Source organism: Ruminococcus sp. AF17-22AC (genome assembly GCF_003460065.1).
GTDB lineage: Bacteria > Bacillota > Clostridia > Lachnospirales > Lachnospiraceae > Blautia_A.
This window is the reverse complement of the sequence record NZ_QRXT01000001.1, coordinates 466540-480564: the sequence shown is the minus strand read 5'-3', so window position 1 is coordinate 480564 and position 14025 is coordinate 466540. Positions and strand designations below refer to the sequence as shown.

General features: G+C 39.7%; 10 protein-coding genes. 9 read left to right on the top strand and 1 reads right to left on the bottom strand.

The window, feature by feature from the left end; all coding sequences use genetic code 11:
• Positions 1 to 35: 35 nt before the first annotated feature.
• The 5 genes from DWW86_RS02485 (at position 36) to DWW86_RS02465 (ending at position 6440) form a co-directional block, all read left to right on the top strand.
• On the top strand, positions 36 to 2375 hold the full coding sequence (locus DWW86_RS02485; RefSeq protein ID WP_117942154.1) for a hypothetical protein: 2340 nt from the start codon (positions 36 to 38) through the stop codon (positions 2373 to 2375).
• 105 nt (positions 2376 to 2480) lie between these two features.
• Positions 2481 to 3386 (top strand): M14 family zinc carboxypeptidase, encoded by a 906-nt coding sequence (locus DWW86_RS02480; protein ID WP_117942153.1) that lies wholly within the window; start codon positions 2481 to 2483, stop codon positions 3384 to 3386.
• A gap of 130 nt (positions 3387 to 3516) precedes the next feature.
• Positions 3517 to 4953, top strand: a complete 1437-nt coding sequence (gene miaB, locus DWW86_RS02475) for a tRNA (N6-isopentenyl adenosine(37)-C2)-methylthiotransferase MiaB (protein WP_117942152.1) — start codon at positions 3517 to 3519, stop codon at positions 4951 to 4953.
• Between the two features lie 86 nt (positions 4954 to 5039).
• Entirely contained in the window at positions 5040 to 5486 is a 447-nt protein-coding gene (locus tag DWW86_RS02470; RefSeq protein ID WP_072521118.1) for a DUF6465 family protein, read from the top strand.
• Positions 5487 to 5489: 3 nt separating this feature from the next.
• Positions 5490 to 6440 (top strand): tRNA dihydrouridine synthase, encoded by a 951-nt coding sequence (locus DWW86_RS02465; RefSeq protein ID WP_117942151.1) that lies wholly within the window; start codon positions 5490 to 5492, stop codon positions 6438 to 6440.
• A gap of 69 nt (positions 6441 to 6509) precedes the next feature.
• Here the strand turns inward: DWW86_RS02465 and DWW86_RS02460 are convergent, their stop codons facing one another.
• Positions 6510 to 7025 carry a hypothetical protein gene (locus DWW86_RS02460; RefSeq protein ID WP_117942150.1) on the bottom strand — a complete coding sequence of 172 codons (516 nt, stop codon included), beginning with the start codon at positions 7023 to 7025 and terminating at the stop codon, positions 6510 to 6512.
• 144 nt (positions 7026 to 7169) lie between these two features.
• Here DWW86_RS02460 and DWW86_RS02455 point away from each other — a divergent pair, with 144 nt between their 5' ends.
• The 4 genes from DWW86_RS02455 to DWW86_RS02435 all read left to right on the top strand — a co-directional run bounded on the left by DWW86_RS02455 (position 7170) and on the right by DWW86_RS02435 (position 13917).
• On the top strand, positions 7170 to 7901 hold the full coding sequence (locus DWW86_RS02455) for a class I SAM-dependent methyltransferase (RefSeq protein WP_117942149.1): 732 nt from the start codon (positions 7170 to 7172) through the stop codon (positions 7899 to 7901).
• A gap of 653 nt (positions 7902 to 8554) precedes the next feature.
• Positions 8555 to 9511 (top strand): PD-(D/E)XK nuclease family transposase, encoded by a 957-nt coding sequence (locus DWW86_RS02450; RefSeq protein ID WP_117942148.1) that lies wholly within the window; start codon positions 8555 to 8557, stop codon positions 9509 to 9511.
• Between the two features lie 130 nt (positions 9512 to 9641).
• Positions 9642 to 12047 (top strand): YobI family P-loop NTPase, encoded by a 2406-nt coding sequence (locus DWW86_RS02445; RefSeq protein ID WP_117942147.1) that lies wholly within the window; start codon positions 9642 to 9644, stop codon positions 12045 to 12047.
• Positions 12048 to 12147: 100 nt separating this feature from the next.
• Complete coding sequence (locus DWW86_RS02435; RefSeq protein WP_286187631.1) at positions 12148 to 13917, top strand: VirD4-like conjugal transfer protein, CD1115 family; 1770 nt, start codon at positions 12148 to 12150, stop codon at positions 13915 to 13917.
• Positions 13918 to 14025 lie beyond the last annotated feature (108 nt).

Genomic DNA, 14025 nt, shown 5'->3' with positions numbered 1-14025 from the left:
TACAGCTTACAGACTCATAATGGAGGAACATTAAATTGAGACGAAAACAGTTATTTGCAATAATTCTTGCAGGGGCACTTGCAGCAGGAAGCGCTCCGGCAGCAGTATTTGCCGCTGAGAGCGATATGGCGGCCATGTCAGAAGAAGGCACCGGTGATGCCGGTTTCGAAGAAGCAGGAAGCGAAGACGGAAGCAGCGATGCAGAAACACCTGTAACAGATGGCGGAGATGCAGCAACAGATGAGACCCCGGCGGATAATACAACGACAGATGAACCACCGGCGGATAATACAACGACAGATGAACCCCCGGCGGCGGATAACACAACGACTGATGAGACTCCGGCGACAGGAGATGCCGCTGCGGATGCGACACCGACAGAAGAGGCTCAGACACAGGAGCAGACTGACGAAAATAAAGAAGTGGATAAGCAGGAAGGCGAGACTCCGACGGAGACAGCAGGGATTGTACTTGCTGATGCCGAAGGCAATCAGATTCTGGATCAGGATGGTAAAGCAATGTCCTATACAACTTTAGAGGAAGCCGTTGCCGGTGCAGAAGCTTATTCAGCAGCACATCCAGATGCAGCAGTATATATTCAGCTTACAGAATCTATTGAACTTGATAAAACAATTACAGTGAGTGGAAAAGTGAATATTCGTGCTGCGAAAGCCGGAGTTACAATTTCCAGAAAAGAAGATGGTACTTTTACAGGAACTATGTTCTCTGTAAGTGGAGAAGGTGGACAGCTTCAGTTTTTTGCAGACGGTACTACAGATTCGACTCTTACAGTTTCTGGTAAATGCTCAGAAGATGGTGCTGTACCTGCAGATGGGGCGATTGTAGAGGTTTCGGACAGCGCAATATTTGGTTTGAACCAGAATGTAACGCTGACAGAAAATGATTATGCAGCAGGTGGTGCTGCAATTAATTGTAACAACGGTACAATCGTTTTTACCGGTGGCAAGGTTACAGGTAATACAGTTGGTGATAAAGGTGCAGTATACAGTAATAAAGATGTGTCCATAGAAGGTGATGCAAGTGTTACCGAAAATGACGGGAACAAAAACATAACTCTGGACGGTTCTGCAAAACTGATTGTTACAGGAGCACTGACTGGCAAATCTTCATTCAGCCATAAAGAAGAGAAGCCAGATCTGGAAGTAATTAAGGCTGGAAAAGATGCGTCTGGAAAAGATGTCTCAAAAGATGTTTTTACGGCAGCTGTGAAAAATATCAGCTACGAAAATTCATCAAAATATGAATATTCTACAGCTTCAAATGGTCTTTCTGTTTCTCTGAAAGAGGTAAAGAAGGATCCGGAGCCGGAGAAGCCGGCAAATTATACACTGTCTTATAAAACAGGCTCATTAAAATGGCTCAGCCATACCTCTGTACAGGCAAAATATTCAGTTACAGGAGACTGTGAGTGGACATATTTCTTTGTAGATGCTACGGCAGATAGTGCAACAATTAATTCGACATACAAAGCAATGAAGAGCAAGCTTAAATTTACAGCTGTAAAAGCCAATACGGAATTTACTGTAGTTGCGGAAAATGTCCCGGAAACAGCGCCCAGGTTTATCGTTCTTACAAGAAGAAATTCAAGTGACACGAAACCTAAGGCAATTTCGTGTAGCCTAGCAACGGCAAAAATGAAAAAAGCGCGTCCGACAGAACCAAAGGAAGATGACAATAATAACAATAACACTCAGACAGCCCGTACCCATACAGTAACAGATGGTGCAAGGGTAGAAGGTCTGGATGGAGAAATCAAGTTCTTTTCTAAGAGATATGTTTCATTCACTGCGATTGGTGCAGGAACGGAGGACAGTGCACCATATGTAAAAGGTGATGAGAGATGGATCCCTGTATATTGGAAATTCCCGGGAAGTGACAGCACTCATACTACATGGAGCATAGGCGGTAAAAACGGAAAGGGTATTCAGCCGTCAAAAGGAGCTTCTACACAGGACTTTACAATTCAGGTTTACTGTGAGAAACAGGTTTATAACGGAAGTACATGGCAGGATACAGATGTAGTGGAGTATTTCACGAAAAAATTCACTATAGCCAGCTACACGGATGAAGAAGAAAAACAGTGGCTGAGAGATAATGGCTATATAACAGATGACACAGACGGCGACAATGATGGCAGTGGCAATGGCAGTGGCAATGGCAGCGGAGCTGGCGGTACAGATGCAGAACTGACTGCAACGGCAGCAGCATCTGCAAAAGATGCAGGCTCCAAATCCAAATCTGCGGTATCTACAGCCGACGAATCTCCAATCGGTACGATGTCTGTACTCGCAGCACTTTCACTTCTTGCAGGCGGTTATGTAGTAGTCCGCAAACGCAAAAAAGAAGAAATCTGATTTTACATAAGAAATATTTTTAAGAGGCAGGTCTTTTGACCTGTCTCTTTTCATATACTGATAGAGGAACAAATAACTTTTTTCATACATAGCAGGAATGAAGATATGATCAAAACAAACAACACACTCTGTACATATGAAGAACTTTATTACGAAATGTGGGAAACGGCAGGACGCTACAGCAGGATTACACGCTTTCAGGTGATCGGAAGTTCTCATGATGAACGACTGATACCGGCAGTATGGGTGGGAAATGGCACTCAGACAGTCTTTTGTATCGCCGGAATGATCGGCACAGACAGATATATGCCGGGTTATCTGGTGGAGATGATGAAAGAATACACAAGAGCCTGGGAATGTGGCTGGAAACTTGAAGAAATCTATGATCTTAGAGATTTGTTTGAAAAGTGGACAATCTGTTTTGTTCCGCTTCTGAATCCGGATGGCTATGAAATTTATGAGAATGATTTCTTTGCCATACGTAATCCCATCTATCGGCAGATGCTACGTATGCAGGAAGTCTCCTGCAAAGAATTTACCGGCAATGCGCGGGGAACAGAACTCAGAAAAAATTTTCCTACCGGTTATTACCGAAGAAAGCAGATCCACCAGCAGCCTGCAAGTGAAAATGAAACAAAAGCGCTGGTAAGAATGTTTCAGGATGATCCGGGGCGGGGGCTCCTTTCCTTTGGATATGCCGGCAAAAGAATCGTTTATTTTCGGCAGCCACAGGCATTCAGCGCAAACCAGAAATCATACCGTATGGCAAGACATCTGCAAAAATGCAGTGCATCCGACATGGACAAAAAGAATTTCCATCTCGAAGATGTGGAACCTGCAGGCCGTCAGGGGTATGGTTCTCCTGAACAATTTTACGCAGAAATCTGCCATCAGCCGGCGTTTCGTATCGAAGTGCCCTGTGAAAATGCTGCGCATGCTGCTTCGATTGAAAAACAGACAGAATACAGAGAAATTCATACACTGCCGCTGGAATATATTTTTTCACTGTAATCGGAAGTACAAATCGATGGTACAGGGGAGATAACGCTTGCACAAGCCCTGAAATTACGGTATGATTATAAGATGCAATTAATTAATTTACCATTATAAATGATTATTATAACGAAGGAGTCAGTACGAAATGACAAATGAATCCTCTAAAGAGAAAAAGACTACAAGCGCAGAAGAAACTCTGCGACAGCGCTCATTTATAGAACTTGCTCAGGCATTAACTGCACAGAAATCCAATGCAGCAGGCCGTCCGCTTACTTATTGCCTGACGACATTCGGCTGTCAGATGAATGAAAAGCAGTCTGAGGCCGTAGCGGGAATTATGGACGAAATCGGATATGTACGACAGGATAATGAAGAGGCAGATGTGGTCTTGTACAATACCTGTACTGTCCGCGAGAATGCAAACCTCAAAGTATACGGAAGACTTGGCCATCTGCATAGTCTGAAAGACCGCAATCCGGATATGAAGATTATTCTTTTTGGCTGTATGATGCAGGAACAGCATGTGGTTGACAAGATTAGGAAGTCTTATCCATTTGTAGACCTTGTATTCGGAACACACAACATCTTTAAATTTGCAGAGCTTTTCTATGAGATGCTGCAGTCGGATCAGCAGATCATCAATATCTGGGAAGGAACAGACCAGATCGTAGAAGATCTTCCGACAGAACGTAATTATACATTTAAGTCAGGTGTTAATATCATGTTTGGCTGCAACAATTTCTGCAGTTACTGTATTGTACCATACGTACGCGGACGTGAGAGAAGCCGTGAACCGGAAGCAATCGTAAAAGAGGTAAAACGTCTGGTTGCAGATGGTGTCTCAGAAGTCATGCTCCTCGGACAGAACGTAAACTCTTATGGAAAAACACTGGAACATCCGGTTACATTTGCACAGCTTCTGGAAATGCTGGAAGGTGTGGAAGGCCTGAAGCGTATCCGCTTTATGACTTCTCATCCGAAGGATCTTTCTGATGAACTGATCGAAACAATGGCAAAAAGTAAAAAAATCTGTCATCATCTTCATCTGCCGCTTCAGTCCGGAAGCAGCCGTATCCTGAAGATCATGAACAGACGCTACGATAAGGAAAAATATCTGAATCTGGTCGAAAAGATCCGCAAGGCAATCCCGGATATTTCCCTGACTACAGATATCATTGTTGGTTTCCCGGGAGAGACTGAAGAGGATTTTCAGGAAACTCTGGATGTTGTGGCAAAATGTGGTTATGATACTGCATTTACGTTCCTTTATTCAAAGAGAAGTGACACGCCTGCTGCCGCTATGGAGAATCAGGTTCCGCAGGATGTGGCAAAAGAGCGTTTCAACCGTCTTCTTGCACTGGTACAGAAGGAGGGCCGTACACGTTCTTCCAGATTTGAAGGTTCCATCCAGGAAGTACTGGTAGAGGAAGAAAGCAAAGAAAAAGGAATTTTTACAGGAAGAACCGAATATAATCTTCTTGTACATTTCCCGGGCAGTGCCGATCTTCTTGGTAAGTATGTCAAAGTCAGCCTTGATGAGTGTCACGGCTTCTATTACATGGGCTCTCTTGTCGAAGAATAAGGGCAGATTTGACAGCTTTGGATGAATGTGGTACTGTAACGGAGAAGAAAGTAGTGTATTTATACATGCTCAGGAGGAAAATTATTATGAGAAAAAGAAATGCAAAAACAACAGTTAAGTCAACAGAAGCAATTGCTGAAACAGCAGCAAAAGTAAAAGAGACTGTAAAAACAGCAGCCAAAAAAGTTGAGGCTTCCGCACCGGCTGAGAAGACAGCAGAGGTTGTAAAAGAAGTCGTAAACAAAGCTCCGGAAGTTGTTCAGAAAGCAGAAAAAACAGTTAAGACTGCTACAAAGACAGCAACCAAGACTGTTCGCAAAGCAGCTGGCGTAAGAGTAAAAGAAGTATCTCTTGAAATCTTCGAAACAAACGTTTCTATGAAAGATGTAGAGAAAGCAGTCAAAAAAGCAGTTGCAGATAAAGGATTGACAGGAGATGTCAGCATCTACATTAACGCTGAGAGACGTGCTGCATACTACACAGTAAATCAGGAAGGTTCTGACGAATACAAAGTAGACCTTGGAAATTTATAATTTATGAAGCTGTATCTTGCTCCACTTGAGGGAATCACGAATCATATTTATCGCAAAGCTCTTTATGAATGTTTCGGAGGTTTTGATAAATATTTCATTCCTTTTATCAGGGCAAAACAGAATCTGAATTTCAGCGGCAGAGAAAAAAAAGACATTGATCCGGAAAACAATCAGGGAATGTATGCGGTTCCGCAGATCCTGACCAGAAATGCAGATGATTTTCTGCGTACGGCATCACAGCTTGCCGGACTCGGATATCGGGAGATCAATCTGAATCTGGGTTGTCCGTCCAAGACTGTAGTTACGAAGGGCTGCGGTGCTGGTTTCCTTGACAGGCCGGATGAACTGGAACGTTTCCTGAATCATATTTTTGCAAATACCGATTTGAAAATATCCATAAAGACGCGACTGGGTATGGATGATGCGGAGGAATTTGAAGATTTACTGGAAATTTATAACCGCTTTCCACTGGAAGAACTGATCGTTCATCCGAGAGTTCAGAAAGACTTTTATAAAAATGTTCCGAATCTGGAAGCTTTTGAATATGCAGTTCAAAAGAGTAAAAATCCGCTTTGCTACAATGGGGATATTTTCTCAGCAGAAGATTTTGCAAAAGTGCAGGAACGCTTTTCGTCTGTAGATTGTTTTATGATGGGACGCGGTGTACTGGCGCTGCCTTCTCTTGCAAGAGAGATTCGAGGCGGAAAGACTGCTGATAAAGATGAGATACGTAAGTTCCATGATATTGTATATCATACATACTGTCAGGAAGTATCAGGAGACAGAAATGTCCTTTTCAAAATGAAAGAACTCTGGTTTTATCTGGCACCGATGTTTACTGACAGCAAAAAATATATTAAAAAGATCAAAAAAAGTGAAAAATGTGCGGTGTATGAATGTGCGGTGAACGAATTGTTCGCAAATTGTCCGTTCAATATTACAGCCGGACAGTAAAAGAAAAGGAAAGGGAATACGTTAAAGCGTCCCTTTCCTTTCGTGCTTCTTTGTATTAATAGAAAGCAATCATTCTTCTACATAGTCGCCGTTATCGGAGGATGTGGTGTCATCTGTGCCGGTGTTATCCGGTTCGTAATAGGTGAATCCGTCACCGCCATCGTCGGTGCTGTCAGGATAATCGTAATCACCCGGCTGTGAAACACCCTCATCAACTACATTATCACTGGAACCGTCATTAGAATTGTTGTCAGTGGATGAATTGACATAGGAATTATCCGTGTCGGAATTATCCGTGCCGGTATCTGAACTGTTATCATAAGACGGGTCATAACTGTCGGAATTATCCGAAGAATCGTCATAATCATAATTGCTGTCCTGAGTATAAATCGGAAATCCGGCATCGTCTTCCTGTGAGGAACGGATCGCCTCAGCTTCTGCTGCTGTCTCTGGTGCTTCTGTAACTGTGGCACGGGCTTTGGCAGCTACGACAGCGTCCTTCGGTACTACTGCATAAATAGCAAACATGGCGCAGGAAAAAACGAGCGCCATCATGGCAATGTGTATTTCGTCTCTGTATTTCATAGATATCCCTCTTTGCTTATGTGTTTAATCTTTTTCATAGTATATCATGTTCGCAGCTGTTTTTGTAAAGAAAATTCTACCACAATTGCAATATTTTGCGTTCCATTGTAAAATAGGACTATTCCAGGAAAGTGAAAGAAAAAAATGAGTGATAAAGTTGTTATCTGCCTCGAAAAAGGCGGACAGAGAGATATGGCGGAAGCCTTTGCCAGACGCACAGGCTATCGCATTGTAGAAAAACAGGGAGAATATCTGACAGTTCTTTTCAGTGCAAAAGGAGTATCGTTGACAGGTTTCGGACTGACTTATCAAGGAGATTTCGAAAATATGCTCCACCGTGTCACGAATGGCAGACTGCAGCATGAAATGCTGGTTCGTGCGGCCAAGTCGGAGAAACCCGGTCGTAAGGCAATTGATGCGACTGCCGGTATGGGTGAAGATGCATTTCTTCTGGCAACGCAGGGCTATGAGGTGACATTGTATGAACAGAATCCGGTGATCGCGGCACTTCTGAAAGATGCGCTGCGTCGTGCAAAGAAACATATGGTTTTAAAAGATATTGCGGCCCGAATGAAACTGATTGAGGGCAACAGTGTAGAATGCCTGGCGAAACAGCTTGATTCGGTAGATGTGATCTATCTTGATCCGATGTTCCCGGCAAGACAGAAATCAAGCCTGATCAACAAAAAACTTCAGCTGATCCAGAAGCTTGAGCCGCCGTGCTCCGAAGAGACGGATCTGTTCGATGCGGCAATCAGGGCAAATCCGGAAAAAATCATTGTAAAAAGGCCGTTGAAGAGTGAATTCCTCGCCGGCAGAAAACCATCCTACACCTTAAACGGAAAGGCAATCCGGTATGACTGCTACACTTTATAGAAATTTTCTCATCACCGCACCTTGAACCCCCTGTTTATTTATGTTAAAATTAAAAAGTTTCAAAAATACAACTAACAACTACCTGACCATGTTTCACACAGTTTTCCAAATGATCATTACTGTGAAAAGACATGGTCATACTTAAGATAAAGAGGTATATAGCCTCACATTAAAAGGAGATTACAAACACAATGGCAATGAGTCCGAAAATGTGGCAGTGAAATTTCAGTATCTCTGGAAACCCGCATAAATACAGAAAATATGCGGCTTAGCGACTCATGAACTTCTATCAGTAAATGGTACTCAGTGGTAAGGAATACGCTCAAGTAGTAACAAAAACTGGGTAAAAATGTGGTCATAAAACAACCTAGACATTTTTTTCTGATGATTGCATGGCACTGGGAAACGAATTTGCAATTATCTATTTTTTTAGTAGTAAATGATTAAAATTAATATAGACTATTGGAGAAATCTTTTATGATGTAAGCAAGGAGATACTGTTTATATTATAAAAGATTTTTACGTATTAGAACCTAAAGTGGATATTCACAAAATCTATAGGTAATTGGATGTTGTTGAAAATGCAGATTTAGAGTATAATAATATATAGCCGAAGAATAGTTTTAAAAGTGCTGTAGAAAAGGAGAAAGACTTTGAATACAGAAATCAAAAATACGATTCTTACGACAGATAAAGACGCACAATATGATGAAAGTGCGAAACGATTACTTGGCCAGAAAAGTATCCTGGCCCATATATTAGTAAAGACTGTTGATGAATTTGCAGGGATGGATCCGAAAGATGTGGTTCCTTATATTGAAGGCGAACCATTTATTAACACTGTTCCAATAGAAACAGGTTTTACTAATACTGTTATTAAAAATGATGAATCTCTTGTGGTTGGTCTTAATTCTGAAAACCCGGAACTTCATGAGGGAATGATACGATTTGACATTATATTCTATGTCAGGATGAGGGATGGATTGTCGCAGATTATTATTAATGTAGAAGCCCAAAAGGACGAACCGAATGGGTACGATATATTGAATCGGGCAATCTTTTATGTGAGTCGAATGATTTCTTCACAAAAAGAAAGAGATTTTTCAAATTCAAATTATAATGATATCAAGCGAGTCTATTCCATCTGGGTATGTATGAATATGCCGGAAAATAGTCTGGAACACATTCACCTGGTGAAAGATAGTATTGTAAATTCCCATGCATGGAAAGGCAAACTGGACTTGGTTAATATCGTAATGATCGGACTTGCCAAAGAACTTCCGAAGCATGAGGAGAAATATGAATTACATAGATTACTGGGAGCATTGTTATCTCAGGATTTAACAGCAAACGAAAAACTGGATATCATTGGAAATGAATATGCAATTCCAATGGAAAAGGATTTTAGAGAGGATGTGAGTATTATGTGTAATTTGAGCCAGAAAATTAAAGAGACTGGAATTGAAACCGGAATTGAGATGGGTAAACGGGAAATGATTATGAAAATGTACAACAAAGGTTATACAGCTGCTCAGATCGCGGATGTAGCTGAAATGGACGAAAAAAAGATAAAAGATATCATAAAAAATGCTGAATTGTTGACAGTATAAAAGATTGAACAGAATCTGATTATTCAAATGTTGTGTAATTGGATGTTTGGCGGGGTGTTACGATAAGCATCTCGCCATTTTTTATTATACGATGTAGTATTTAAAAATATGATATTAAAGAGGTGATAGATTGAGTGATTTAAGATTTCAAAAATTGACACCGACCAGTAATGTAGATTTAAATGCCTATGAAGAGGGATTCGAATTCATATTTAGTAATGATGATATCCGAAACATAGCTGTTTCCGGTCCATATAGTTCTGGAAAAAGCAGCTTATTAGAAAGTTATAAAAAGAAACACCCTCAAAAAACTTTTATTCATATTTCACTTGCTCATTTTACAAATGAAAATAAAGACAACGAAGAAAAAGAAATTGAGGATAGTGAAACAGTTATTGAGGGGAAAATCCTAAATCAGTTAATTCAGCAAATACCGATTGAAAATATACCCCAAAGTAATTTTAGGATAAAAAGAACTACAGGAACCAATTATAATGGATATTGGGCAATGGGAATAGTTGCTTTTATTGGTATGTTGTTGTTTGTTTTGAATTATGGTAAATATTGTACTTGGATTAACGAAATGAATTCAGCGGTATGGAATTATGAGTGGCTAAGAAAATTTATGTTCTTTTTAGCATCTCCTTTTGGATGGGTTTTGAGTGTGTTGTGTATAGTAGTAATTGCATGCTTGGGATTATATAACCTATTAAATATTCAGACCAATAAGAATATTTTTAAAAAGATAAGTGTACAGGGAAATGAAATAGAAATTTTTGAAGATTCACAGAATTCATATTTTGATAAGTATTTAAATGAAGTTCTTTATTTATTTGAAAATTCTAAAGCAGATGTAATTGTTTTTGAGGATATTGATCGCTTTGAAAATGTTCAGATATTTGAGAGACTCAGAGAAATAAATATGTTAACAAACTGCAGATTGCAGCAACATGAAGAGGAAGAAAAGGTACTTCGTTTTTTTTATCTACTCAAAGATGATATCTTTATTACAAAAGATAGAGCGAAATTTTTTGATTACATTTTACCGGTTGTTCCTGTTCTGGATAGTTCGAATTCTTATAATAAGATTAAAGAATTTTTTGTAGGATCGACAGTTGAAGAAAAATTAAATGATCGATTTTTGAAAGGATTGGCACTTTATATTGATGATATAAGAGTACTAAAGAATATCTATAATGAATTTGTAATCTATTATGAACGACTGAAAAAAATTGATCTTGATCCAAATAGAATGCTTGCGCTTGTTACATATAAAAATTTATTTCCCAGAGATTTTGCAGATCTCCAACTAAACAAGGGATTTGTTCATGCTATTTTTTCAAATAAAGAAAAGTTTTGCTGTAAAGAAATTGAAAGAATTAATAATGAGATTCAAGAACTTGAAGAGCGAATTAAAAATAGCGAAGATGAGCTGTCCATTTCATCACAGGAATTAGATGACATTCGTGAGGCAAAATATAAACGAGCATGTGGAAACTTCTACTCTAACCCGGATGAGTCTTTCACAAAATGGCAAAAAGAGCAGCTTCCGATTCGTAAACAAGCAGTTGAAGATCGTGCTATAGATACTCAACAGTTGTTGGAAAAGCAGCTGAAGGAATTGAAAAAACAGAAAAAAAGAATTTCAGGATGGTCAATTTCTCAAATTATTAATCGAGACAATATAGATATGATTTTTCAGATTACCACAACAAATGAATTGGGCGATGTAACAGATTATAATCAAATTAAGAAAAGTGAGTATTTCAATCTTTTGAAATATTTAATTAGAAACGGGTATATTGATGAGTCGTATAGCGATTATATGACTTATTTCTATGAAAATAGTCTTACTTTGAATGACAAGACATTTTTAAGATCGGTTAATGACAAGAAAGCGAAAGAATATTCGTACAACTTAGATTCTCCTTTATTAGTAGTATCAAATTTGATACCGGAAGATTTTCTACAGGAAGAAACGTTGAATTTCGATTTGTTAGAATATCTTTTAGGCAGTGAAAATAATAAAGAATATCTTGGAAATTTGGCAATTCAATTACAAGAAAAAATGCAACTGGAGTTTATCTCACAATATTTTGCTTTAAACGAAAAAAGAGTAGAGTTTGTTCGTTGGCTTAATAAACAGTGGACAGGCTTTTTTTCGTATGCGTATAAGGGGAGAAAGTTATCAAAGGAGTTTTTATTTTTATATAGTTTATATTCAGTTGCATATTGTTCTATTGATGTGTTGACAGAAATGAATGAAGAACAAGTGTTTTCATATTTTATTTCAAATCAAGAGGATTTCTTAATAGATTCAGATTGTGCAACTGATCAGATGATAGATAAACTCATCGATTTAGATATAAAATTTGAAACCATTAATCCTCAAAGTAATACATCGTTATTAACTGGAGTTTATGAGAATAATTTATATGTTATCAATGCTACAAACATTAGGCTTTTTTTAAGTTTTGCATATCAGATAGATGAGAAAATAATACAAAGGCCAGAAATATCCGAGCGGTGCTCCTGACTGCATTATACAATTCTGTCAATACAATAAACAGCTACTACGGGAACCGCTATCATTTCCATCTGGCAGAAGAAACCAGAAGAGAAATGGAGGAAACGGATTGAGAACAGAAAACTGGAAAAAAATCGTGACCGGATGCGGAATGGTTTTGTTAGCAGCATATGTGGGTGGCTTTTTTGAAATCTTGTTTTCCAGATCAGAAGTATGCTTAAGTCCTCTGCAATGTCTGTATGCAGGGTGTGGTACTTCGTCAGGAAGAAAATGGTCAATGGCAGCTGTGGTACTGCTTTTGGCTTTAACGGTACTGGTAATCTGGCGGGGAAAAGACAATCCATTGCATGATGAACGGAATTTTGAGATTTCGGATCAGGGAACTTATGGAACGGCAGGATTTATGGGAACACAGGAACAAAAAGAGATACTGCAGGCAGACCGTGGAATGGAGCATATAAAGGGGATTATTTTCGGAAGGGAGTTGTCTAATGGAAATATATTAAGTCTTCCGGTGGATTCAAGACTGAACCGAAATATCGCGGTATGCGGTTCGCAAGGTTCCATGAAATCCAGGGCTTTCGCAAGAGTGATGGCATTACAGTGTGTGCGCAGGGGTGAGAGTATGTATATTACGGATCCAAAATCAGAACTTTATGAGGATCTTTGTGCGTATCTCAAGGATGAGGGATATGTTGTAAAGCAGCTGAATCTGATTCAGCTTACCCATTCAGATGCATGGAACTGTCTCGCAGAGATTGAAGAAGGGGAGCTGATTGATGTGTTCTGTGATGTCGTGATTCGTAACACAACGGATAAGTTTGATCATTTTTATGACAATGTGGAAATGGATCTCTTAAAAGCTCTGTGCTTATATGTTTTTGAAGAGTATCCACAAGAGCAGAAAACTTTTCCGGAAGCTTATAAATTATTGCTGAATAAAAGTGTGGAAATGCTGGATTCCATTTTTGAAAGGCTTCCAACGGATCATCCGGCAAAAGGTCCCTATCAGTTATTTTCGAAGGCAGAAAAAGTAAAAGGAAATGCTGTGCTTGGTCTTGGAACCCGTCTGCAGATTTTGCAGAATAAGATGGTGCAGCAGATTACGAGCCATACAGATATAGACCTGTCACTGCCGGGAAAGCAAAAGTGCGCGTATTTTTGTATTACTTCGGATCAGGATTCTACATACGATATGCTTGCTACGCTGTTTACGTCATTTTTAAGTATCAAGCTGGTTCGTCTGGCTGACAGAACGGAAGAACGTGTCCTACCAGTACCGGTAAGTTTTATACTGGATGAATTTCCAAATATCGGTGTTGTTCCGGATTTTAAAAAGAAACTGGCTACGGCCAGATCCCGGCGGATAGGCATGAGCATCCTGTTTCAGAATATTCCACAGCTTCAGAACCGTTATCCGGATAACCAGTGGGAAGAGATCCTTGGCGGCTGTGATTTCTCGATCTTTCTTGGCTGTAATGATATGACAACCGCTACCTACTACAGTGACCGGACCGGTGAGATTACAGTTTCAGTTGCTTCTATCCGAAAGAACTTTTTTACGATCCGTGCCACAGATTATGTGCCGGAATATTCGGAATCACGTTCCATTGGAAAACGGCAGCTCCTTTTGCCAGATGAAATCCTTCGTTATCCGCTGGATCAGGGAATCCTAATCATCCGAGGACACAATGTGCTTCGGTTTAAAAAAATGGATTATACGGAACATGCAGATGCCGGAAAACTGAAGATGGAAAAGGTTGTGGATCATATTCCGGACTGGTATCGAAAGTGGGAAAAACAGCAGCAGGAATTTCAGATACTGGATGAGCAGGTATATGAAGCTTCGGCTCCATTGGAAAAAATGAGAGTCCGATAAAAGAAAATGACGTGCAAGAACTACTGACTGTAAATGGGGCTGTTCAAAAACAAAGAATAAAAAGCGGACAAGTACTGGTAATACGGTCATGAAAGTAGATGATCTTTT